The following is a 24,527-nucleotide window of genomic DNA, read 5'->3' as shown; positions in this document are numbered from 1 at the left end:
TCCAGTCGAATGAAATGTCCGATATTTACCGATGGATCGAATAGGTTTTCAAGCGCATCGTCCGCGCATGGAAAATTCACCTAACAAAACAGCAATCCTTGGAATTCGCGTACTTCTGCCCGGCGTGCTCCTGTCCGGCTTCGTGTCGGGGCTCGCGGTGCTCGCCGAACGGCTGGAAATACGGCTTGCCGGCGGGGCGTGGATCGAGGCGCTCGTGCTGGCGATCCTCCTCGGCGCCGCCTGTCGGCTGCTGCTGAGGCGGCCGGCTGTGTTCGATCCCGGCATCGCCTTCTCCGCGAAATACTTCCTCGAGATCGCGATCGTGCTTCTCGGCGCGGGCGTCAGCGCCACGGCGATCGCCGGCATGGGCTGGCCGCTGATCGGGGCGATCGCGGCGGTGGTGGGCGCCGTTCTCCTTGCAAGCTATGCCATCGGGCGCGGCCTCGGCCTCTCCCGCACTGTGGCGCTGCTGGTTGCCTGCGGCAATTCGATCTGCGGCAATTCCGCGATCGCCGCGACGGCGCCGGTCATTCGCGCCGATGCGGAGGACGTCGCCTCCTCCATCGCCTTCACCGCCGTTCTCGGCATGGTCACGGTGCTGCTGCTGCCGGTGCTGGTGCCGCTGCTCGGCCTGTCGGCGACGGGCTACGGCGTGATGGCGGGCATGACGGTCTATGCGGTGCCCCAGGTGCTGGCGGCCACCGCCCCGGTCTCCGCGCTCAGCATCCAGATCGGCACCTTCGTCAAGCTCGTGCGCGTGCTGATGCTGGGGCCGGTGATCTTCCTCCTGTCGCTTGCCGCGGGCAAGGAGAGCGGCCGTCGCCCGGCGCTGCACCGGCTGGTGCCGTGGTTCATCCTCGGCTTCCTCGCCATGCTCGCCGCGCGCAGCTTCGGGGTGATCGATGCGGGGCTTGCCGAAGGCATGGCGCGTGCCGCGACCGTGCTGACGATCCTCTCCATGGCCGCCCTCGGCCTCGGCATCGACCTCAGGCGCGTGATGCGGGCAGGCCCGCGGGTGACGGCCGCGGTCGTCCTGTCGCTCGGCGTGCTGGTCGTCGTGAGCTACGGAATGGTCGTGCTTTTGAACCTTGCGACGGCCTGAGGAAGCTCAGGCCGCGTTTTCCCGCGCGGTCACCGGCACATAGTTGAGCACCGGGCCGAGCCAGCGCTCCACCTCCGTGACGGCCATGCCCTTGCGGCGGGCATAGTCCTCCACCTGGTCCCGCTCCACCTTCGCGACACCGAAATAGTAGCTTTCCGGCGAGGCGATGTAGAGGCCGGAGACGGAGGAGCCGGGCCACATCGCATAGCTTTCGGTGAGCTCGACGCCGATTTCCCTCTCGGCATCGAGCAGGCGGAAGAGCGTCGTCTTTTCCGTATGGTCCGGCTGGGCGGGGTAACCCGGCGCTGGACGGATGCCGGCATAGGGCTCGCCGATGAGGTCGGTCGGCGAGAAGGTCTCCTCCGCCGCATAGCCCCAGAGTTCCTTGCGCACATATTCGTGCATGCGCTCGGCAAAGGCCTCGGCGAAGCGGTCGGCGAGCGCCTTGACGAGGATCGAATTGTAGTCGTCGTTCGCCCGCTCGAAGCGTTCGGCAATGGCGATCTCGCCGATGCCGGCCGTCACGACGAAACCGCCGAGATAGTCGTGCTTGCCGCTGTCGAGCGGCGCGACGAAATCGGAGAGCGCCACGTTCGGCCGCCCGTCGCGCTTGGAAAGCTGCTGGCGCAGCGTGAAGAAGGTGGCAAGCTCCTTGCTCCGCGTCTCGTCGGTGAAGAGGCGGATGTCGTCGCCGACGGTGCCGGCCGGCCAGAAGCCGACGACGGCCTTCGGCGTGAACCATTTCTCCGAAATGATCTTCTCCAGCATCGCCCGGGCATCGGCAAAGAGCTGGCGGGCGGCAGGCCCCTGCTTCTCGTCGTCGAGGATCTTCGGATAGACGCCCTTCAGCTCCCAGGTCTGGAAGAACGGGGTCCAGTCGATATAGCGGGCAAGCTCCGCCAGGTCCCAGTCCTGGAAGACGCGGGTGCCGAGGAAGGAGGGCGTCTTCGGCTCATAGGCGGACCAGTCCGCCCTGAAGGCGTTGTCGCGGGCCCTGGCGATCGGCAGCCGCTGCTTTTCCGCCTCGCTACGCGCATGCGCATCGGCGACCTTGCGATATTCGGCCTCCAGCGTCTCGACATAGCCTGACTTCATCTCCGGCGACAGCAGGGAGCCGACCACGCCGACGGCGCGGCTGGCGTCGGTGACGTAGACCGCCTGGCCGCGGTCGTAGCGTGGATGGATCTTCACCGCCGTGTGCACGCGGCTCGTCGTCGCCCCGCCGATGAGGAGCGGGATGTCGAAGCCTTCGCGCTCCATCTCCGCGGCGACATGCACCATCTCGTCGAGCGAGGGCGTGATGAGGCCGGAGAGGCCGATGATGTCGACCTTCTCCGCCCTCGCCGTCTCGAGGATCTTCGTCGCCGGCACCATGACGCCGAGGTCGATGATCTCGTAATTGTTGCAGGCGAGCACGACGCCGACGATGTTCTTGCCGATATCGTGTACGTCGCCCTTGACGGTCGCCATCAGGATCTTGCCCGCGCTCTGCCGTTCGCCGCCGCCGCCATTGGCGAGCTTTTCGGCCTCCATGTAGGGCAGCAGCACGGCGACGGCCTGCTTCATCACGCGGGCGGATTTGACGACCTGCGGCAGGAACATCTTTCCGGCGCCGAAAAGGTCGCCGACGACGTTCATGCCGGCCATCAGCGGACCTTCGATGACGTGCAGCGGGCGTTCGGCGTTCTGCCGTGCCTCCTCCGTGTCGATCTCGACGAATTCGGTGATGCCGTTGACGAGGGCGTGTTCGAGGCGCTTCTCGACGGGCCAGTCGCGCCAGGCGAGGTCGCGTTCCCTGGCTTCCTTGCCGGCCGCGCCCTTGAAGCGCTCGGCGATGTCGAGCATGCGCTCGGTGGCGGTGCCGCCGGCCTTCGGCACGCGGTTCAGCACAACGTCCTCGCAGGCCTCGCGCAGCTCCGGCTCGATCGTGTCGTAGACGGCGAGCTGGCCGGCATTGACGATGCCCATGTCCATGCCCGCCTGGATGGCGTGGTAGAGGAAGACGGCGTGCATCGCCTCGCGCACCGGCTCGTTGCCGCGGAAGGAGAAGGAAAGGTTGGAGACGCCGCCGGACACATGGACATGCGGCAGCGTCGCGGTGATCTCGGCCGTCGCCTCGATGAAGTCGACGCCGTAATTGTCGTGCTCCTCGATGCCCGTCGCGATGGCGAAGATGTTGGGGTCGAAGACGATGTCCTCCGGCGAAAGGCCGGCGACCTCGGTGAGCAGCCTGTAGGCGCGGGTGCAGATCTCCACCTTGCGTGCCTTCGTGTCGGCCTGGCCCTTCTCGTCGAAGGCCATGACGACGACGGCGGCGCCATAGGCGCGCACGAGCCTGGCATGGTGCAGGAAGGCCTCCTCGCCCTCCTTCAGCGAGATGGAATTGACCAGCGGCTTGCCCTGCACGCATTTCAGGCCCGCCTCGATCACCTCCCATTTCGACGAATCGATCATCACCGGAACGCGCGCGATGTCGGGCTCGGCGGCGATGAGGTTGAGGTATTCCACCATCGCCCTCGTGGAATCGATCAGGCCCTCGTCCATGTTGATGTCGATGATCTGCGCGCCGTTCGCCACCTGGTCGCGGGCGACATCGAGCGCCGCGGCATAGTCGCCTGCCGTGATCAGCTTGCGGAACTTCGCCGAGCCGGTGACGTTGGTGCGCTCGCCGACATTCACGAAGGGGATGGCCTCGGTCAGCGTGAAGGGTTCGAGGCCCGAGAGGCGCATGTGGCGCGGGATGTCGGGGATTTCGCGTGGCGCGTGGCGCGTGGCGGCCGCGGCGATGGCGCGGATATGATCCGGCGTCGAGCCGCAGCAGCCGCCGACGATGTTGACGAGGCCATCGCGCATGAAGCCCTCGATCTGCGCGGCCATTTCCTCCGGCGTCTCGTCATATTTGCCGAAGGCGTTCGGCAGGCCGGCATTGGGATAGGCGCAGACGAAGGTCTGGGCGACGGACGAGATCTCCGCGAGATGGGCGCGCATGGCATTGGCGCCGAGCGCGCAGTTGAGGCCGATGGAGAAGGGCTCGGCGTGGCGCACCGAGTTCCAGAAGGCCTCAGGCGTCTGGCCGGAGAGCGTGCGGCCGGAAAGGTCGGTGATCGTGCCCGAGATCATGACGGGCAGTTCGATGCCCTTTTCCTCGAAGACCGCGCGGGTGGCGAAGATCGCCGCCTTGGCGTTCAGCGTGTCGAAGATCGTCTCGATGAGGATGATGTCGGCGCCGCCGTCGATGAGGCCGCGCACCTGGTCGGCATAGGCGATGCGCAGATCGTCGAAGGTGACGGCGCGGTAGCCGGGATTGTTGACGTCCGGCGAGATGGAGGCGGTGCGGTTCGTCGGGCCGAGCGCACCGGCGACGAACCGGCGGCGGCCGTCCTTCTCGGCGGCCCTGAGGCCGGCGCGGCGGGCAAGACGCGCGCCGTCCCGGTTGAGCTCGTAGACCATGTCCTCCATGCCGTAGTCGGCCTGGGCAATGGTCGTCGAGGAGAAGGTGTTGGTCTCGAGGATATCCGCGCCGGCGAGCGCATAACGGTAGTGGATGTCCTCGATCGCGGCCGGCTGGGTCAGCGTCAGGAGATCGTTGTTGCCCTGCTGGTGGCACGCGCAGTCGCCGAAGCGGTCGCCGCGGAAATCCTCCTCCACCAGCTTGAGCGTCTGGATTTCGGTGCCCATGGCGCCGTCGAGCACGAGGATGCGCTCGCGCGCGGCGGCCTTGAGGGCGGCGAGGATCTCGCGCCCGTCGCGCCGCGGCAGTTCGGGGCCGAACAGGGTGTCCAGGTGCGATTTGGCCATGGCAAAGCCCTCCGGTGCAATGATCCTGCACCGGAGATCACATAAAGATATCTTTATGTCAATATGTCTTTATGCGACTGTGATCAGTGTACCAACCGATCCGACCCGGCCAGCGAGGCGAAAAGCGCCTTCAGGCGGGCGATATCCGGATCGACCTTTTCGTAGCGCGAAAGTTTCTGCACCTCCTTCAGCGCCTCGACGGCAAGGTCGGCACCGCGCGGCTGCCAGAGCAGCCAGGAGATGAAGATGGATTCCGGCTTTCCGGTGCCGGCAGGACCGTCATTGGTGATGGCAAGCATTTTCTTCCCCAATCGGAAAATTGGGGGATGACCGGACGCACGCTGCTGGAACGTCGCCGCGAGGCGACAAGCAAGCGCACCACTGGGACACCCCGCCCATGGACGTTACGACTGTCAGGGCAGGTCTCCTGGCTTGCGGGTCATCGCGTCTGTCTCGCCTTCCCGGTGACATCCACCAGTGGCCTGGAGCGACAGCAGCTCGCCGTTCACAGTTGCGGGGGCAGCGCCGGTCTTGGCGCTCCTTTCGGAGCATCGCACCGGCTTCCCTCTTAGCCTCCGAGCCCAATCGACTCGGAAGACCCTGACGCCGGCAGACTGGCTTGGGCGGGGCTGCAAGTCAATGGCGGGATCGCTCATGCACAGGCCGGCACGGGCGCCCGGAACTTTTGTCGCCCTCGCGCATTTGGCATCAGCCCGTCCTATGCGCCCCTTCGCCCGATACGCGGAGCGTGCGATTCACCAAAACCGCAGATGAGGGTCAATGCTGCGCCATCCGGTCCTGTTGACATGTTGCAAGTCTCTGTCCTTACGGCTAAAAAATGCCGTTTTCATGCACCACGCGGCCAGGATGCCAACCAGCGTGTCGCTTGAGCCATGTCCATCCCAGCCGCGTCGTCCGGGCGCCGTTTGGTCCCATGGCTGATCGCGGCACCGAGATGAAGCCTGCCCGCAAAAAACCGTTCGGCACAAAGGCCGTTGCCGGATGGTTCAACATGGCCGGATCCAGAATCAGAAACATGCCCCTTCACAATACGCCGCAAGCCTCCTCGCGCGACGCTGACGCCAAGCAGATCGACTATAACGATTCGATCCGCGCCACCTATCTGACGCTGGAGGAGCTGGCCGATTGCGGCGAGGCCCTGGCGCGCGACAAGGGCGCGCCGCTGCCCGGTTTCCAGCCCTTCGAATTCCGCGCCCGGCACAAGGAAAACGAGAAGGAAATCTTCCGCGTCTATCGCGCCACGGCCAAGGATGTTGAGGCGGGTGCCCAGATCACCCCGGCGGCCGAATGGCTGCTCGACAACTACTATGTCGTCGAAGAGGCGATCCAGGAGGTCCGCCGCGACTTCCCGCGCCGCTTCTATCGCCAGCTTCCGACCATCGAGATCGAAGGGCAGGTGATGCCGCGCACGCTGGCGCTCGCCTGGCTCTATGTCGCGCATACCCATAGCGGCGTCTCGCATGAGGGCCTCACCGCCTTCGTGCAGGGCTTCCAGAAGATCGACGCGCTGAAGATCGGCGAACTCTGGGCGCTGCCCTCCTTCATCCGCTTCGTGCTGCTGGAGAACCTGCGCCGCATTTCCAGCCGCGTCGAGCGCTCGCGCAAGATGCGCTTCAAGGCCAATGAGGTGGCCGACGAGCTGATCCGCCTCAACGATCCGGAAAAGTCCATCGCGCATCTCCAGACGCTGGAAAGCTTCATCGAGGACAACACCTTCGTCATCCAGCTGCTCTATCGCCTGCGTGACGGCCTGCAGGCCTCCGGTGCGGTGATCCAGTGGCTAGAGCGCAAGATCGAGAGCCGCGGCAGCGACCTCGAGGAGCTGATCGTCGCGGAGAACAACCGGCTTTCCTCCGGCAATGTCACGATGAGCTCGCTCATCAAGAGCCTTCGCGCGGTGGACGACACGGAATGGCCCGTCTGGTTCGAGAGCGTCAGCCGCCTCGACGAGGCGCTGCGCCAGGGATCCGACTACAGCGACCTCGATTTCGGCTCGCGCAACAAGTACCGCAACACGATCGAGCGTTTCGCCCGCCGCTCCGGCAAGTCCGAGCTGGAGGTGACCGAGACGGCGCTGGCGATGACGGCGGAAGACGCCGCGGCGCATGTCGAGGACCTCGACTACGAGGCCAATGTCGCCGCTTTCCTCGTCGGCAAGAAGCGCAAGCTGCTGGAAAAGCGCATCGGCTACCGGCCGTCGATCGTCCAGCGCATCGTACGCTTCGGCCGCAAGCTCGACTGGTTCGCCATTGCCGGCCCCAACATCGTCCTGACGCTTCTGGCGATGATCGCGGTCTATTATTTCCTCGATCAGCTCGATATCCCGGATGGCGCCTGGCTGATCATGCTGGTGCTCTTCGCGCTGCCGGCCTCCGAGGGAGCGACGGGCCTCTTCAACACGCTCGTCACCTTCTTCGTCACGCCGTCCCGCCTTGTCGGCTACGAGTTCAAGGACGGCATTCCCGAGGATGCGCGCACGCTCGTCGTCGTGCCGTGTCTGATCTCCAAGCGCGACCATGTCGACGAGCTGGTGCGCAACCTGGAGGTTCACTACCTCGCCAATCCGCGCGGCGAGATCTATTTCGCGCTGCTCAGCGACTGGGCCGACAGCCAGGCGGAAGAATCCCCCGCCGACCTCGACGTGCTCGACTATGCCAAGCGCGAGATCGCGACGCTCTCGGCGCGTTATGCCTATGACGGCCGCACGCGCTTCTATTTCCTGCACCGCCGCCGCCTCTACAATCCGTCCGAAGGCTGCTGGATGGGCTGGGAGCGCAAGCGCGGCAAGCTGCACGAGCTGAACCTCCTCTTGCGCGGCGACGGCGACACGACCTTCCTGCCGGGCGCGAACATCGTGCCGGCGGACGTGAAATACGTCATGACGCTCGATTCCGACACGCGCCTGATGCGCGATGCGGTGACGAAGCTCGTCGGCAAGCTGCACCACCCGATCAACCGCCCGGTCATCGATGCGGAAAAGGGCGAGGTCACCGCCGGCTACAGCATCCTGCAGCCGCGCGTCACGCCGTCGCTGACGACGGGCAAGGAAGCCTCGACCTTCCAGCGCATCTTCTCCGCCGACCGCGGCATCGACCCCTATGTCTTCACCGTGTCCGACGTCTACCAGGATTTCGTCGGGGAAGGCACGTTCACCGGCAAGGGCCTCTACCATGTCGATGCCTTCGAGACGGCGGTGAAGGGCCGGATCGAGGAGAATTCCGTCCTCAGCCACGACCTGCTCGAAGGCTCGCTCGCCCATTGCGCGCTGGTGACGGATGTCGAGCTCGTCGAGGACTTCCCGACCCGCTACGGCACCGAGACCTCGCGGCAGCATCGCTGGGCGCGCGGCGACTGGCAGCTGCTGCCCTACATCTTCGGCCCATCGAGCGGCATTTCCATGCTCGGCCGCTGGAAGATGTACGACAACCTGCGCCGCAGCCTGATCCCGATCGGCTGGCTCGTCGCCTCGGTCATGGGCTGGTACTACATGGAGCCGCGCCAGGCGCTGATCTGGCAGCTCGTGCTGATCTTCCTGCTCTTCGTCGCCCCGACGCTCTCGCTGATTTCCGGCGTCATGCCGCGCCGCAACGATATCGTCGCCCGGGCCCATGTGCATCGCGTGATCTCCGATATCCGCGCGGCGAACGCGCAGGTGGCGCTGCGCATCGCCTTCATCGCCCATTCGGCCGCGCTGATGGCCGACGCCATCGTGCGTTCGCTCTACCGCACCCTCGTCAGCCGCAAGCTGATGCTGGAATGGCGCACGGCCGCGCAGGCCGACAGCGCGGCGCGCGGCGGCATCCTCGCCCATTACAAGTCGATGTGGCAGGCCCCGGCGCTCGCGGCCCTGTCCGTGGCGCTCGCCATGGTTTCCGACACCGGCCTTCCCTTCATCGGCATTCCCTTCGCGCTCGTCTGGGCGCTCTCGCCGATGATCGCCTGGTATGTCAGCCAGACGGCCGAGACCGAGGACCAGCTCGTCGTCTCCGACTACGTCGCCAACGAGCTGCGCAAGATCGCGCGGCGCACCTGGCGCTACTTCGAGGAGTTCGTCACCGCCGAGCAGCACTACCTGCCGCCGGACAATTTCCAGGAAACGCCGCAGCCGGTGCTCGCCGAGCGCACGTCGCCGACCAATATCGGCGTCTACCTGCTCTCGGTCATCTCCGCCCGCGATTTCGGCTGGATCAGCTTCGAGGAGACGGTGCGCCGCCTCGAACAGACGATCGCCACCATCGACGGCATGCCGAAATATCGCGGCCATCTCTACAACTGGTATCGCACCAACACGCTGGAAACGCTGGGGCCGCGCTATGTCTCGGCGGTCGACAGCGGCAACCTCGCCGGCCACCTCATCGCCGTCTCCTCGATGTGCCGCGAATGGGCCGAAGCCCCCTCGGCGCATCTCCAGGGCAGCCTCGACGGCATCGGTGACGTCGCCTCGATCCTCTCTGAAACGCTGAAGGACCTGCCGGACGACCGGAAGACCGTGCGCCCGCTGCGCCGCCTCATCGAGGAGCGCATCGTCGGCTTCCACAATGCGCTCGCCGCCGTCAAGCGCGAGCACGAATTCGCCTCCATCCGCGTCATCAACCTCTCGGTGCTGGCGCGCGACGTCAACAAGCTGATCGTCAATCTCGACCACGAGATCAAGTCCGCCGAGAGCGGCGAGCTCGCCCGGTGGGCCGGCGCGCTGGTCTCCACCTGCGAGGCGCATATCGCCGACAGCGTCTTCGACCTCGGCAGCATCGAGGGCCTGCGCGAGCGTCTCGTCGTGCTGCGCGACCGCGCGCGCGACATCGCCTTCTCGATGGATTTCGGCTTCCTCTTCCGCCCGGAACGCCGGCTGCTGTCGATCGGCTACCGGGTCGAGACCAACGAGCTCGACGAGGCCTGCTACGACCTGCTCGCCTCCGAGGCGCGCCTCACCAGCCTCTTCGCCATCGCCAAGGGCGACCTTCCGACCGAGCACTGGTACAAGCTCGGCCGTCCGGTCGTGCCGGTCGGCTCGCGCGGCGCGCTGGTCTCCTGGTCCGGCTCGATGTTCGAATATCTGATGCCGCCGCTCGTCATGCAGGAGCGCCAGGGCGGCATCCTGAACCAGACGAACAACCTCGTCGTCGTCGAGCAGATGAACCATGGCCGCCGTCTCGGCACGCCCTGGGGCATTTCCGAAGCGGCCTTCAACGCCCGCGACCACGAGCTGACCTACCAGTACACCAATTTCGGCGTGCCGACGCTCGGCCTCAAGCGCGGCCTCGGCCAGAATGCCGTCATCGCGCCCTATGCCTCGCTTCTGGCGACGCAATATGCGCCTAAGGCGGCGCTGGAAAACCTCGAGCGCCTCAGGAAGCTCGGCGCGCTCGGCGTCTACGGCTTCCACGATGCCGTCGATTTCACCCCGACCCGCGTGCCGGAGGGCAAGACCTGCGCCGTCGTGCGCAACTACATGGCGCACCATCACGGCATGTCGATCGCCGCCGTCGCCAACGTCGTCTTCAACGGCGCGCTGCGCGAGCGCTTCCACGCGGACCCCGTCATCGAGGCGGCCGAACTGCTGCTGCAGGAAAAGGCCCCGCGCGATATTCCGGTCATCAACGCCAAGCGCGAGCCGGAAACCGTCGGCAGCACGCAGGCCGACCTGCTGCGCCCGGAAATCCGCATCATCAAGGAACCCTTCTTCCGGGAGCGCGAGACCGTCTTCCTGTCGAACGGCCACTATGCCGTGATGCTGACGGCGACCGGTGCCGGCTATTCGCGCTGGAACGGCCAGTCCGTCACCCGCTGGAAGCCCGACCCGACCGAGGATCGCTGGGGTTCCTTCATCTTCCTGCGCGACACCGCGACGAACGACTGGTGGTCCGCCACGGCGGAGCCGAAGCGGGTCGAGGGCGAGGTGACGAAGACCCAGTTCGGCGACGACAAGGCGGAGTTCATCAAGACCGTCGGCACGCTGACGAGTGAGGTCGAATGCATCGTCGCCACCGAGCACGATGCCGAAGGCCGCCGCCTGACGCTGCTCAATACCGGGCCGGAGGACCGCTTCATCGAGGTGACCTCCTATATGGAGCCCGTCATTTCGACCGACGACGCCGACAACGCCCATCCGCTGTTCTCGAAGATGTTCATCAAGACGGAGATCGGCAAGCGCGGCGACGTCATCCGCGCCGAGCGCCAGAAGCGCAATCCGAACGAACCGGACATGTCGATCGCCCACCTCATCGTGGATAATGCCGGCCCCTCGCGCCGCACCGAGATCGAGACCGACCGCCGCCGCTTCATCGGCCGCGGCCGCTCGCTGGCGACCGCCGCCGCCTTCGATCCGGGCGCGCAGCTTTCCGGCACGGACGGCTTCACGCTCGATCCGGTCATGGCATTGCGCCGCGTCGTGCGCGTGCCGGCGGGCAAGAAGGTCAAGGTCATCTTCTGGACCATCGCGGCCCCGAGCCGTGCGGAGGTGGATGCCGCCATCGACCGCTACCGCCATCCGGACAGCTTCAACCACGAGATGATCCATGCCTGGACGCGCTCGCAGGTGCATATGCGCCATGTCGGCGTCACCTCGCAGGAGGCGGCGAGCTTCCAGATGCTCGGCCGCTACCTCACCTATCCGGACATGCACCTCAGAGCGGATACCGGCACGATCGTGAACGGCCTCACCGCCCAGTCGGCGCTCTGGCCGCTGGCGATCTCGGGCGATTTCCCGATCTTCGTGCTGCGCATCAATGACGAGATCGACGTGGAGGTCGCCCGCGAGGCGCTGCGCGCACAGGATTACCTGCGCCACCGCGGCGTCATCGCCGATCTCGTCATCCTCAACGAGCGCGCCGCCTCCTATGCGCAGGACATGCAGCACACGCTCGACCATATGTGCGAGAACCTGCGCATCCGCAGCCAGTCCGACGGTGCGCGCCAGCATGTCTTCACGGTGCGCCGCGACCTGATGGACGTCACCACCTGGCAGGCGCTGCTGGCGACGGCCCGCGCGGTCTTCCACGCCCGCAATGGCACGCTCTCCGACCAGATCGCCCGCACGGTCTCCCTCTTCGCGACGCCCCGCGGCGAGGAGGAGGCGAAGGCCGAGACGACGCCGGCACCCGTGCCGAAACTGCCGGCGCCCGCCGGCGAGCCGGTGGAGATCGACGGCAAGGGCCTCAGCTTCTGGAACGGTTTCGGCGGTTTCAACGAGGAGCGCCGGGAATATGCCGTGCGGCTTCGCGGCGGCGATGCGACGCCCCAGCCGTGGATCAACGTCATCGCCAACCCGCATTTCGGCTTCCACGTCTCGGCGGAAGGCGCAAGCTATACCTGGAGCCGCAATTCGCGCGACTTCCAGCTCACCCACTGGACCAACGATCCCGTCGTCAACCGTCCGGGCGAAGCCTTCTATGTCAGGGACAAGGAGCGCGGCACGGTCATGGCGCCCTTCGCCGCCCTGTCGCGGAAGAATTCGGTCCGGTTCGAGACGTGGCACGGCCTCGGCTATTCCGCCTTCCGCAGCTGGGAGGACGGTATCGAGCTCGACCTCGTGCAGACGGTCGATCCCGAGGATCCGGTCAAATATTCCCGCCTCGTCCTCAAGAACACCGGCGAGACGGAACGCAGCCTGGCGGTCTACGGCTATGTCGAATGGGTGCTGGGCAACAACCCGGCGAAAACCGCGCCGTTCGTCTTGACCAGCCATGACGAGGAGAGCGGCGCGCTCTTTGCGACCAATCCCTACAGCTTCGATTTTTCCGGCCGGACCAGCTTCTTCGCCGTCGATGCCCCGGTGACGGGCTTTACCGCCAGGCGCCGCGAGTTCATCGGCCGCGGCGGCGATATCGTGCTGCCGGGTGCCGTCGCCACGGGCCAGGCGCTGTCCGGCTCCGCCGAAGGCATCGGCGATCCCTGCGCGGCGCTGGCCGTCGATATCGTCCTGAAGCCGGGCGAGAAGCGCGAACTTCTCTTCGTGCTCGGCGATACCGCCGATGCGGAAAGTGCCCGGGCGCTCGCGGAAAAAAGCCGCGAGGCCGATTTCGACGATGTCATGGCCGCCGTCCGCGCCTATTGGAGCGATTTCACCGGCACGCTGCAGGTGAAGACGCCGGATGCGGCGCTGGACCGGATGGTCAATGACTGGCTGCCCTATCAGGCGCTCGGCTGCCGCATCCAGGCCCGCTCGGCCTTCTACCAGGCAAGCGGCGCCTACGGTTTCCGTGACCAGCTGCAGGATACATTGGCCTTCGTCCTGCACCGGCCGGAGCTTGCCCGTCGCCAGATCCTCAATGCGGCCGCGCGCCAGTTCGTCGAGGGCGACGTGCAGCACTGGTGGCTGCCCGACAGCGGCGCGGGCGTGCGCACCATGATCTCCGACGACGTGGTGTGGCTCGCCCATGCGGTGGAATATTACTGCCGCACCACCGGCGACCGGGCGATCCTCGACGAGACGCTGGCCTTCATCGAGGGCGCGCCGCTCGCCGAGGGCCAGCACGACGCCTTCTACACGCCGGAGCGCTCGGCGGAAGAAGCGCCGCTCTACGAGCATTGCGCCCGCGCGCTCGACCTTGCGCTCCGCCGCACCGGGGAGAACGGCCTGCCGCTCATTCTCGGCGGCGACTGGAATGACGGCATGAACCGCGTCGGCGAGGCGGGCAGGGGCACCAGCGTCTGGCTCGGCTGGTTCCTGGCCGGTACGCTCGGCGGCTTCATCTCCGTCGCCCGCGAGCGCGGCGATCATCAGCGCGCAGACCGGTGGCAGGAACATCTCGGCCGCCTCAAGGTGGTGCTGGAAACGACCGGCTGGGACGGTGCCTATTACCGCCGGGGCTATTTCGACGACGGCACGCCGCTCGGTTCGGCCGGGAATGCCGAATGCCGGATCGATTCGATCGCGCAGAGCTGGAGCGTCTTGTCCGGTGTCGGCGATCCGGCGCGCTCGCGGCAGGCGATGGACGCGGTCATGGCCGAGCTGGTCGACCGGGAGAACGGCGTCATCCGCCTGTTCACCCCGCCCTTCGTCGAGACGCCGCAGGATCCGGGCTATATCAAGGCCTATCCGCCGGGCGTGCGGGAGAATGGCGGCCAGTACACCCATGCCTCGACCTGGGTCGTGCTGGCGCTTGCCCGCCTCGGCCGGGCGGAGGACGCTTGGACCTGCTTCAACATCCTCAACCCCGTCAACCACGCGCTGACGCCGGAAGCCGCCGAGCTTTACCGCGTCGAACCCTATGTCGTCGCCGCCGATGTCTATGGCGAGGGCGAACGCACGGGGCGCGGCGGCTGGACCTGGTATACGGGTTCGGCGGGCTGGCTCTACCGCGCGGCGGTGGAGGGCATCCTGGGCATCCGCAAGGAGGGGGATCGCCTCTTCGTCAATCCGGTGCTGCCGGCGGCGTGGGACGGTTACGAGGCGACGCTCGACCTTGAGGGCAGGAAACTGTCGATCCGCGTCGAGCGCGCCGGCGACGGGGGATGGCAGGCAAGTGTGAACGGCTCTGTCATCAAATCTTCAAACGAGGGCTATTTGCTCTGATCCACGCCAAGTGGATCAGAGCACCATGACAGACAGACATGGACCGACGGGCGTCGTGCCGCGGCAACGCGACACGCGCCTCGACGTCTTCCGGGCGCTTGCCCTCCTGACGATCTTCGTCAACCACGTTCCGGGCCAGTATCTGGAGCACCTGACGCACAAGAATTTCGGCTTCTCCGATTCGGCGGAGGCCTTCGTGCTGATCTCGGGCATGTCGGTCGGCCTCGCCTACGGCGCGCGCTTCGCCATCGGCGAGCGTCTGGCGGTGACGCTGCGTATCCTGCGCCGGGCGCTGACGCTCTATGTCGCCCATATCATGACGAGCGTCATCACCTTCGCCATCTTCGCCGGTGGGGCGCTGTGGTTCGGCCGGCCGGACCTGTTGTCGGAAATCAACCTGCGTGCCGTCGTCGACCGCACGGAACAGGGCGTCGTCAGCATGGTGCTGCTCGGCCACCAGTTCGGCTACAACAACATCCTGTCCATGTATGCCGTGGTGCTCCTGATGCTGCCGGGCTTCCTCTGGCTCTACCAGCGCAGCGCCGTGCTGTTGCTCGCCGTTTCCGGCACGCTCTGGCTCTGTGCCGGCCTCTGGCGGATCGCGCCGTCGAATTTCCTCGATGACGGCTACTGGTTCCTCAATCCGCTCTCCTGGCAGTTCCTCTTCGTCATCGGCATGGTCGGCGTGCTGCGCGCCAGGAGGAAGGGGATTCCCCGTCATCCGATCCTGATGGTGCTGTCGGCTGCCTACCTCGCCGTCTCGCTGGCCTGGGTCGTGTTCTCCTGGTGGAACATCGACCTCTCCTACGGCCTGCCGGCGGTGCTGACCGGCTTCGACAAGACGTTCCTCTCGACGACCCGTCTTCTCCACGTGCTGGCAGGGGCCTATCTGGTGGCGACGATTCCGGTTCTCTCCAGCTGGGCCGCCCTGCCGCTCTCCCATCCGCTGGTCGCGATCGGGCGGCATTCGCTGGCCGTCTTCATCTTCGGCACGATCCTCGCCATGGCGGGGCAGGTGATGATGTTCGTGACGGGCAAGAACCCGGTCCTCGGCACGCTCTATGCGCTTCTCGGCATCGCGCTGCACGTCGCCTATGCGCGCTACCTCGACTGGCAGGCCGCCGTGATCGCCCAGAACGCAAAACGGCAGGGCCTTCAGGCCCTGCCGGTCAAAAGCGATACGCCGAAGCAGTGACGACGGTGTTCAGGCGGCGGTGTGGCTCTTGCGCACGTCGTCGTCGGTCAGGATGCCGCTGGCGCGCAGCAGGGCGGCGAAGCGGCCGTTGCTCTGGCTGAGATCGTTGAACGTGCCCATTTCGGCGATCTTGCCGTGATCCATGAAGACGACGAGGTCGGCCTCGCGGACCGTCGAGAGGCGGTGTGCGATGATGAAGGTCGTGCGGTTGCGGCGCAGCTGGTCGATCGCCGCCTTCACGCGCGCCTCCGTCTCCACGTCGAGCGCGCTGGTCGCCTCGTCGAGCACGAGAATCGGCGCGTTCTTCAGGATCGCGCGGGCAATCGCGATGCGCTGGCGCTCGCCGCCCGACAGGCGGTTGCCGCGCTCGCCGACATGGGTCTCGTAGCCGCCCTGGCGCGAGGCGATGAAGTCGCCCGCCGCGGCCGCCTCGGCCGCCGCCTCGATTTCCGCCTGTGTCGCGCCTTCGCGGCCAAGGCGGATATTGTCGGAGATCGAGCGGTTGAGCAGGCCCGCATCCTGGAAGACGGTGGCGATCGAGCGGCGCAGCGACTTGCGCGTCACCGTGGAGATGTCGACGCCGTCGATGAGGATCTGGCCGGACTTCGGCTCGTAGACACGCTGCAGCAGGTTGACGAGCGTCGTCTTGCCGGCGCCTGTCGGGCCGACGATGGCAACGGTCTGGCCGGCCTCCACCGTGAAGGAGACGTCGCTGACGCCCTGGGTGGCATTGGCGAAGTCGAAGCTGACATTGCGGTATTCGACCTTGCCCTTGACCTCGCCGAGATCGCCGGCACCGGTCGGCTCTTCGCGGTCCTTGACGGCGTCTTCCAGCGTGAAGAAGTCCTCCAGCTTGGCGCGGGCCTCGAAGATCTGCGTGGCGAAGGCCTTCATCTGGTCGAGGCGCCCGATGAGGAGGCCGGCGAAGCCGATGAAGGCGATGACGTCGCCCACCTTGATCTCGCCCCGCTGCACCAGCACCGTGCCGATGACGAGGATGGTCATCATCGAGATCGTCGAGGCGATGCGGTTCAGCGCGCTCGCCAATGCCCACCAGTCGAGCACCGGATACTGTGCATTGATCAGCCGCTCGGCAAAGCGTTTCAGCTCCCGCGTTTCGGCTTCGATGCGGTTGTAGCTGTGCACGACGGAGACATTGCTGATCGAGTCCGACACATGGGAGAAGACGGTGTGATAGTGGTTTTCGACCGAGGCCTGGCCTTCGCGCGTGCGGTTCATGACCACCTTGCCGATGATGACATAGGCGACGCCGAGCACCACCAGCACCAGCGAGAGGCGATAGTCCATCGCAAACGCGGTGGGGATGAGCAGGACGAGCGCGACGGCGGTGGCAAGGTGCGTGCGCATGAATTCGAGCCACAGGCCGAACAGCGTCTCGCAGGCACGCAGCAGCGTGTGCAGCGCATTGGAGGTGCCGCGCTGGCTATGCCAGGCGAGTGGCATGGAGATGATGCGGCCGAAGGCTTCCGTCAGCAGGCTCGCCCGCCGGCCATGTGCCAGCCGGTCGGCCTCGCGCGCGACCAGAACGAAGGCGATCGTGTTGAACAGGCCGAAGCCCGCCCACAGGAGCAGCATGGGCGTCACGTCGCCCTTGGTGGAAATGGCATCGATGATGCGGCCGAACAGAACCGGCTCGGCAATGGTGATCACCGCGAGCACGATATTGGCGACGACCACCGAGCCGACACGGAGCTTGTAGACCCCAAGATAGCTGAGGGCTCTTGCATAAACCTGAAACAAAGACACGAATGCGGGCCTTTCCGGCGATACCTGTTGTGCGGTGCAGCGTTGGCACCCTTTGTCCCTTGGCTCAGCGTATTAATCAGCGGAAGGGGCAAAAGTTCTTCGTGGTCAAGCAAATTTCATGACTCGACTGAAATCTTGCGTGATTATGCGATTTCACGCCCTCGATGCATGCAAAGCGATTGATTTTCGCGCCGCCTTCCTGCCATCTGTCAGACGGGGAAAATGAATGGGGCGCTTGGGCCGATTGCGGCCGGGTTCAGCTTTATCAGTTGGTTAACAAAGCTATTCAAGCGCGGGGCACATGAAGATCAACTTGCTGGTGCAGTTTCTTGCACTGATCGACGAGTTGCGCGGCCGGGAGGAAACCACGGCCGAGTTCGAGCGTCTCATCAAGTTGTACGGGTTCGACTACTACGGCCTTCTCCAGGCGCCGAGGCCGGTCGAGAGCCCGCCGAGCCTGCTGCTCGCGGGGCATTGGCCCAAGGGCTGGCCGGAAACCTATCTGCGCAAGCGCTACATGCAGGTCGATCCGACGATGCGTTATCTCGGCCATGCGCAGGCGGGTTTCCGCTGGCGCGACACGCTCGGCGCCTTCCGTCTCAGTCCCCATCGCAAACGCATGGAGCGCATGATGGTGGATGCCCGCCAGAACGGGCTGGAGGACGGCTATGTGTTTCCCGTCCACGGCCGGCGGGGGCTTCTCGGCAGCCTCAGCCTCGGCGGCAAGCCGATCGACCTGGAAAGCGTGGAGATCGGGCTGTTCGACAGCATTGCGCGGCGGCTCTACTGGAAGCTCATCCATGCCGCCGATCCGGAAGCCGCCGCGCGCCTTTCCGCCGTGGTGGACGTGGAGCTGACGCGCCGCGAAATGGAGGCGCTCAGCCTCCTGGCCGAAGGCATGACCTCCCACGATATCGGCCGGGTGCTCGGTATTTCCAGCCATACGGTGGACTGGTACATGAACGGGATCCAGGAGAAGCTGGGTGCGCGCAACCGCCACCATGCCATCGCCCTCGCCTTCCGGCTGGGGCTCGTTTCCTGAGCCGCCGTGGCTCACCGCGCTTTGCGAAAACGTTTCATCCGTCCGGTTTTGCGCAATTCCGTTGCGCTGCGCCCCGGCATGCCTTTGCGGAACTTGCTCTCCAAGCCGCAAATCTTTCGCCGGATGGCGACTCCAAAATTGAACTTTGAAAATTACCCGCTAATAATCCTCTTCGCGGGTGCAGCATTTCCCGCTTCCAAGTCATTGAGGAGTCCGACTTGCCCATTTCCAAGATCCTTGTCGCCAACCGTTCAGAAATCGCCATCCGCGTGTTCCGCGCGGCCAATGAACTGGGGCTCAAAACGGTCGCGATATGGGCGGAAGAAGACAAGCTGGCGCTGCACCGCTTCAAGGCGGACGAGAGCTACCAGATCGGCCGCGGCCCGCATCTGACGCGCGATCTCGGCCCCATCGAGAGCTATCTTTCCATCGACGAGGTGATCCGCGTCGCCAGGCTTTCGGGGGCCGATGCGATCCATCCCGGCTACGGCCTCCTGTCGGAAAGCCCGGAATTCGTCGATGCCTGCGATGCCGCTGGCATCACCTTCATCGGCCCGCGGCCGGATACGATGCGCCAGCTCGGCAACAAGGTCGCCGCCCGCAATCTTGCCATTTCCGTCGGCGTGCCGGTCGTGCCGGCCACCGATCCGCTGCCCGACGACGAGAAGGAAATCCATCGCCTTGCCGCCGAGATCGGCTATCCCGTCATGCTGAAGGCTTCCTGGGGCGGCGGCGGGCGCGGCATGCGCGCCATCCGCGATGCGAAGGACCTGATCCGCGAGGTGACGGAGGCCAAACGCGAGGCCAAGGCCGCCTTCGGCAAGGACGAAGTGTATCTCGAAAAGCTCGTCGAGCGCGCCCGCCATGTCGAAAGCCAGATTCTCGGCGACACGCATGGCAATGTCGTGCATCTCTTCGAGCGCGACTGCTCCATCCAGCGCCGCAACCAGAAGGTCGTCGAGCGCGCGCCGGCGCCCTATCTTTCGCAGGCGCAGCGCCAGGAGCTTGCCGATTATTCGCTGAAGATCGCCCGCGCCACCAACTATGTCGGCGCCGGCACGGTCGAATACCTGATGGATGCCGATACCGGCAAATTCTACTTCATCGAGGTCAATCCGCGCATCCAGGTCGAGCATACGGTCACGGAAGTCGTCACCGGCATCGACATCGTCAAGGCGCAGATCCACATCCTCGACGGCGAGGCGATCGGCACGCCGCAATCGGGCGTGCCGAAGCAGGAGGATATCCGCCTCAACGGTCATGCGCTGCAGTGCCGCATCACAACGGAAGATCCGGAGCAGAACTTCATCCCCGACTATGGCCGCATCACCGGCTACCGCTCGGCCTCGGGCTTCGGCATCCGCCTCGACGGCGGCACGGCCTATCCGGGCGCGGTCATCACCCGCTTCTACGATCCGCTGCTCGTCAAGGTCACGGCCTGGGCGCCGGGTCCGCTGGAAGCGATCACCCGCATGGACCGGGCGCTGCGCGAATTCCGCATCCGCGGCGTCGCCACCAACCTCACCTTCCTCGAGGCGATCATCGGCCACGAGAAGTTCCGCGACAACAGCTATACGACCCGCTTCATCGATACGACGCCGGAACTCTTCCAGCAGGTGAAGCGCCAGGACCGCGCGACGAAGCTGCTCACCTACCTCGCCGACGTCACCGTCAACGGTCACCCGGAGGCCAAGGGCCGTCCGAAGCCGCCGGCCGATGTCGCCAAGCCCGTCGTTCCCTTCATCGACGGGGACATTCCCGCCGGCACCAAGCAGAAGCTCGACGAACTCGGGCCGAAGAAGTTCGCCGAATGGGTGCGCGGTGAGAACCAGGTCTTCCTCACCGACACGACCATGCGCGACGGCCATCAGTCGCTGCTCGCCACCCGCATGCGCACCCACGATATCGCCCGCATCGCCGGCACCTATGCGCGGGCGCTGCCGCAGCTCTTCTCGCTGGAGTGTTGGGGCGGCGCGACCTTCGACGTCTCCATGCGCTTCCTCACGGAAGACCCGTGGGATCGTCTTGCCCGCATCCGCGAGGATGCGCCGAACCTGCTGCTCCAGATGCTGCTGCGCGGCGCCAACGGCGTCGGCTACAAGAACTATCCCGACAATGTCGTGAAGTATTTCGTGCGCCAGGCGGCGAAGGGCGGCATCGACGTCTTCCGGGTCTTCGACTGCCTCAACTGGGTCGACAACATGCGCGTCTCGATGGACGCCGTCGCCGAGGAGAATCGCATCTGCGAGGCGGCGATCTGCTATACCGGCGACCTCCTCAATTCCGCCCGCCCGAAATACGACCTGAAATACTACACCGCGCTCGCCGCCGATCTCGAAAAGGCCGGCGCGCACATGATCGCGGTCAAGGACATGGCGGGCCTTCTGAAGCCGGCGGCCGCGCGCGTGCTGTTCAAGGCGCTGCGCGAGGCGACGGACCTGCCGATCCACTTCCACACCCACGACACGTCCGGCATCGCGGCCGCGACCGTGCTCGCCGCCGTCGATGCCGGCGTCGACGTGGTGGATGCAGCCATGGACGCGCTTTCCGGCAACACGTCGCAGCCCTGCCTCGGCTCCATCGTCGAGGCGCTGAAGGGCTCCGAGCGCGATCCGGGCCTCGATCCGGAATGGATCCGCCGCATCTCCTTCTACTGGGAGGCCGTGCGCTTCCAGTACGCCGCCTTCGAAAGCGACCTCAAGGGACCGGCGTCGGAGGTCTACCTGCATGAAATGCCGGGCGGCCAGTTCACCAATCTCAAGGAACAGGCCCGCTCGCTGGGCCTCGAGACCAAGTGGCACCGCGTCGCCCAGGCCTATGCCGACGCCAACCAGATGTTCGGCGACATCGTCAAGGTGACGCCGTCCTCCAAGGTGGTGGGCGACATGGCGCTGATGATGGTCAGCCAGGACCTCACCGTCGCCGACGTCGAGAACCCGGCCAAGGACATCGCCTTCCCGGAATCGGTCGTCTCGATGCTGAAGGGCGATCTCGGCCAGCCTCCGGGCGGCTGGCCGGCGGGCCTGCAGAAGAAGGCGCTGAAGGGCGAGGCGGCCTATACGGCCGTGCCCGGCTCGCTGCTGCCGGCCGCCGATCTCGATGCCGAACGCAAGGCCATCGAGGAGAAGCTGGAGCGCAAGGTCGACGACTTCGAATTCGCCTCCTACCTGATGTATCCCAAGGTCTTCACCGACTATGCGTTGGCCGCCGACATGTACGGTCCGGTCAGCGTGCTGCCGACGCCGGCCTATTTCTACGGGCTTGCGCCGGGCGAGGAGCTCCAGCCGGAAATCGAGAAGGGCAAGTCGCTCGTCATCCTGCACCAGGCGAGGAGCGAGCCGGATGCGCAGGGCATGGTCAAGGTGTTCTTCGAGCTGAACGGCCAACCGCGCCTCATCAAGGTGCCGGACCGCAACCGCGCCGCCACCTCGGCCGTCCGCCGCAAGGCCGATACCGCCAATGCCGCCCATCTCGGCGCGCCGATGCCGGGCGTCATCTCGACGGTCTCGGTCTCGGCCGGCCAGGAGGTCAAGGCCGGCGACGTGCTGCTCTCCATCGAGGCGATGAAGATGGAAACGGCGCTCCATGCCGAAAAGGACGGCACGATCTCCGAGGTCCTCGTCAAAGCGGGCGATCAGATCGACGCCAAGGACCTGCTGATCGTCTACGGCGCCTGACGTTCAAAAAAAACCAGGAAAGGATGTGGGATGGGCGCTCCATTCCGCATCCTTCCCTTGTTTTCGGATGATTTCGGACGCAAAACCGGCGCTCGCTTTTCCTGAAATCACCTTCGAGACCCTGAGGCTTCCATGAGCTTCATCATCCGCACCGCCGCCCTCGGCGACATCTCCGCCTTCACCGAAATCTACCGCGAATCCGTGCTGAACGGGGTGGCGAGCTACGAGATCGACCCGCCGTCGCTCGACGAGATGGAGGCGCGCTTCAAGGCGATCACCGGCAAGGGCTATCCCTATATCGTCGCGGTGGAGCAGACCGGCCTCATCCTCGGCTACGCGTATGCGTCGGCCTTCCGCACGCGGCCGGCCTATCGCTGGCTGGTCGAGGATTCGGTCTATCTGGCGCCGGACGCGCGCGGCAAGGGCGTCGGCAGGGCGCTGCTCGCCGAACTCATCCGCCGCTGCACGGCGCTCGGCTTCCGGCAGATGGTGGCCGTCATCGGCGGGGCGCATCCGGCCTCCATCGCCGTGCACAGCGCGGCGGGCTTCGCGCATAGCGGCCACATGACGGCGACCGGCTTCAAGCACGGGCGCTGGCTCGATACGGTCTTCATGCAGCGCGCGCTCGGCGACGGCGCGGAAACCGAGCCGTCCGCCACGGATTTTCCGGGAACGATGGTGTAGCGGTTCACGTCTCGACGAGACGGAGCACCTTGTCGAAGACCTTCAGCACCTGTTTCAGCTCGTGGCCGCGCTTCAGGATGGTGCCATGCGTGTTGATCACGCTGTAGGCTCCCTGCTTGGCGGCAAGCTTCGGGTTCTTCTCGATGCGGTAGAGCGGCATTTCGCCGGAACGCTTGAAGACGGAGAACACCGCCCTGTCGCGCAGGTGGTCGATGGCGTAGTCACGCCATTCCCCTTCGCCGACCATGCGGCCATAGACCCAGAGGATTGCGTCGAGCTCGCGTCGATGGAAGGTTACCGGCAGCGGATCCTTGCTGTTTCGGTAATCCAGCAGGTCGACCACGACGTTGGAAGCCTGCAAATCCGGCTGGTCGGTCATCGAATCTCCGCGCTTCGTCCATGACGGCTCGATGACAGTGTGCCTGAGCGGTGTCGAAATGCAAGGCGGATGGTCGGCGTGGGCGTTCTCGCAAAAATCCGTCTCGCCGCAATTCAGACAAACAGACGCCCAAATTACAGGAGAGAGTTCGCCGGTCGCAGCTCGTGCCGGCCCGCTGCCTTGTGCGGGAAGCGGCCGGTATGGGAAGCGTCTGTCGAGGTCGCCTTGTATTCCGTTGCCGGCGACTTCGTCCAGGTCCGGTCCGTCTTTCTTCGAACCCTCAAGCCCCAAGCCCCTCGAAGAAGCCGGACCGGACCTCCCCCGGAACGCTCGCGCGTCCCAGGGTGTTCGTTTTCTCCATGCTGTTTCCGCAAGGCCGCCGCAGGCGCTGCACGGGGTGCAGCTGTCCTACCGCGAGGCCTTGTGGCCCGTCAGCACCGTCGCGCCCAGGATGGCGCCGGGCGTATCGGCCGTGCGCATGCGCTGGAGCAGCACGGCGCAGCCGCCGGACTTCTTTTTCTTCTTCAGCATGTCGGCAGGCAGCACCAGGTTGGTCTCCTTGCCCTCCCACATGCCGATCGTCTCCATGTCGGTGACGGCGTGCCAATAGTTCACGGTCTTGCCGCGGTTCTCGCCCTTGTCGATGTTGATCGTACGCTCGCGCTCGAAATAGGCGATGACGATATTGGCCTTGCCTTCGCCGGGGCCGACGCGAATGCGCAATTCATCGTTCTTCACCTCGACATCGACCGGTACTTCGAGGCCCTTCCTCTCGCCGGGCATGGCGCTGATCCGCGAACGGATGCCGGCGATGTCGGCGCCGTTCAAGTGCTCGCGGCCGTTCAACACGGCCTGCGGCGTGTAGACGCCGTTGCGGCCGAACATGCGGGCATAGGCATATTGCCGGTCGGTATTGTCCTTGGAAGCGAGCGTGTCGGCCCAGCCGAGATAGTTCCAGTAGTCGACGTGGTAGGAAAGCGCGACGACCTCGCCCTCGCGTGCCAGCGTCTCCAGCGCCTTGTCGGCGGGCGGACAGGACGAACAGCCCTGGCTGGTGAAAAGCTCGACCACGCCCTTGGGCCGAACGGTCTCCCCGGCATGGGCGGCGTCGATGCCGGCCCCCAGCATCAGCAGGATCGCCAGACAATGCGGTATGTGCGGTCTCGGCATGATCAATTCCAGTGGAGCGCCGGCAAATACCGGCCTTTTGAGCCCGTCATACGCGCTTGCCGCTTCAACAGGAAGTCACGATGGAGTGAGCTTCATAGCTGAGAAAAATGCTCTGGAAAATAGCAATGCCGGGGTTTGCAACCCCGGCATTGGACTGTTGATCACGTCCACCAACCTC

Annotated in this window: 12 protein-coding genes and 1 riboswitch; of the genes, 6 read left to right on the top strand and 6 right to left on the bottom strand. The window is 65.5% G+C overall.

Annotated elements, in window-relative coordinates; genetic code table 11:
• Positions 1-67: 67 nt before the first annotated feature.
• A complete protein-coding gene (locus WMC41_RS20180; RefSeq protein WP_432345955.1) occupies positions 68-1,102 on the top strand; it encodes a YeiH family protein in 1,035 nt (344 codons plus the stop codon).
• Positions 1,103-1,108: 6 nt separating this feature from the next.
• Here WMC41_RS20180 and metH read toward each other — a convergent pair whose 3' ends face one another.
• The 3 genes from metH to WMC41_RS20165 form a co-directional block, all read right to left on the bottom strand.
• Entirely contained in the window at positions 1,109-4,900 is a 3,792-nt protein-coding gene (gene metH, locus WMC41_RS20175; protein ID WP_432345953.1) for a methionine synthase, read from the bottom strand.
• 83 nt (positions 4,901-4,983) lie between these two features.
• A complete protein-coding gene (locus tag WMC41_RS20170; RefSeq protein ID WP_245083228.1) occupies positions 4,984-5,199 on the bottom strand; it encodes a hypothetical protein in 216 nt (71 codons plus the stop codon).
• Between the two features lie 101 nt (positions 5,200-5,300).
• Positions 5,301-5,518, bottom strand: a riboswitch (cobalamin riboswitch).
• A gap of 213 nt (positions 5,519-5,731) precedes the next feature.
• Positions 5,732-5,938 carry a hypothetical protein gene (locus WMC41_RS20165; RefSeq protein ID WP_272807082.1) on the bottom strand — a complete coding sequence of 69 codons (207 nt, stop codon included), beginning with the start codon at positions 5,936-5,938 and terminating at the stop codon, positions 5,732-5,734.
• Here WMC41_RS20165 and WMC41_RS20160 point away from each other — a divergent pair.
• Both WMC41_RS20160 and WMC41_RS20155 read left to right on the top strand, forming a co-directional pair.
• Positions 5,937-14,435, top strand: coding sequence for a GH36-type glycosyl hydrolase domain-containing protein (locus WMC41_RS20160; RefSeq protein ID WP_432345951.1), 8,499 nt, complete (start codon positions 5,937-5,939; stop codon positions 14,433-14,435). The two genes, WMC41_RS20165 and WMC41_RS20160, sit on opposite strands and share 2 nt — an antisense overlap.
• Before the next feature lie 25 nt (positions 14,436-14,460).
• A complete protein-coding gene (locus tag WMC41_RS20155; RefSeq protein ID WP_432345949.1) occupies positions 14,461-15,630 on the top strand; it encodes an OpgC family protein in 1,170 nt (389 codons plus the stop codon).
• Between the two features lie 9 nt (positions 15,631-15,639).
• On the opposite strand, the gene WMC41_RS20150 is transcribed toward WMC41_RS20155, so the two are convergent.
• Positions 15,640-17,397 (bottom strand): glucan ABC transporter ATP-binding protein/ permease, encoded by a 1,758-nt coding sequence (locus WMC41_RS20150; protein WP_272807079.1) that lies wholly within the window; start codon positions 17,395-17,397, stop codon positions 15,640-15,642.
• Positions 17,398-17,698: 301 nt separating this feature from the next.
• Between WMC41_RS20150 and WMC41_RS20145 the strand changes: the two genes are divergently transcribed.
• The 3 genes from WMC41_RS20145 to WMC41_RS20135 all read left to right on the top strand — a co-directional run bounded on the left by WMC41_RS20145 (position 17,699) and on the right by WMC41_RS20135 (position 22,800).
• Entirely contained in the window at positions 17,699-18,439 is a 741-nt protein-coding gene (locus WMC41_RS20145; protein WP_432345947.1) for an autoinducer binding domain-containing protein, read from the top strand.
• Between the two features lie 218 nt (positions 18,440-18,657).
• A complete protein-coding gene (gene pyc, locus WMC41_RS20140) occupies positions 18,658-22,116 on the top strand; it encodes a pyruvate carboxylase (protein ID WP_432345945.1) in 3,459 nt (1,152 codons plus the stop codon).
• 132 nt (positions 22,117-22,248) lie between these two features.
• Positions 22,249-22,800 carry a GNAT family N-acetyltransferase gene (locus WMC41_RS20135; protein ID WP_432345943.1) on the top strand — a complete coding sequence of 184 codons (552 nt, stop codon included), beginning with the start codon at positions 22,249-22,251 and terminating at the stop codon, positions 22,798-22,800.
• A 4-nt stretch (positions 22,801-22,804) separates the two neighbouring features.
• On the opposite strand, the gene WMC41_RS20130 is transcribed toward WMC41_RS20135, so the two are convergent.
• On the bottom strand, positions 22,805-23,179 hold the full coding sequence (locus tag WMC41_RS20130; protein WP_245083202.1) for a DUF2794 domain-containing protein: 375 nt from the start codon (positions 23,177-23,179) through the stop codon (positions 22,805-22,807).
• 408 nt (positions 23,180-23,587) lie between these two features.
• Complete coding sequence (locus WMC41_RS20125) at positions 23,588-24,307, bottom strand: DUF1223 domain-containing protein (RefSeq protein ID WP_245083271.1); 720 nt, start codon at positions 24,305-24,307, stop codon at positions 23,588-23,590.
• Positions 24,308-24,527: the final 220 nt, after the last annotated feature.

It is taken from the genome of Shinella yambaruensis (genome assembly GCF_050859155.1).
Classification (GTDB): Bacteria; Pseudomonadota; Alphaproteobacteria; order Rhizobiales; family Rhizobiaceae; genus Shinella; species Shinella yambaruensis.
Note: the sequence above shows the minus strand (reverse complement) of the source record. Positions and strands in the feature narration are given on the sequence as shown.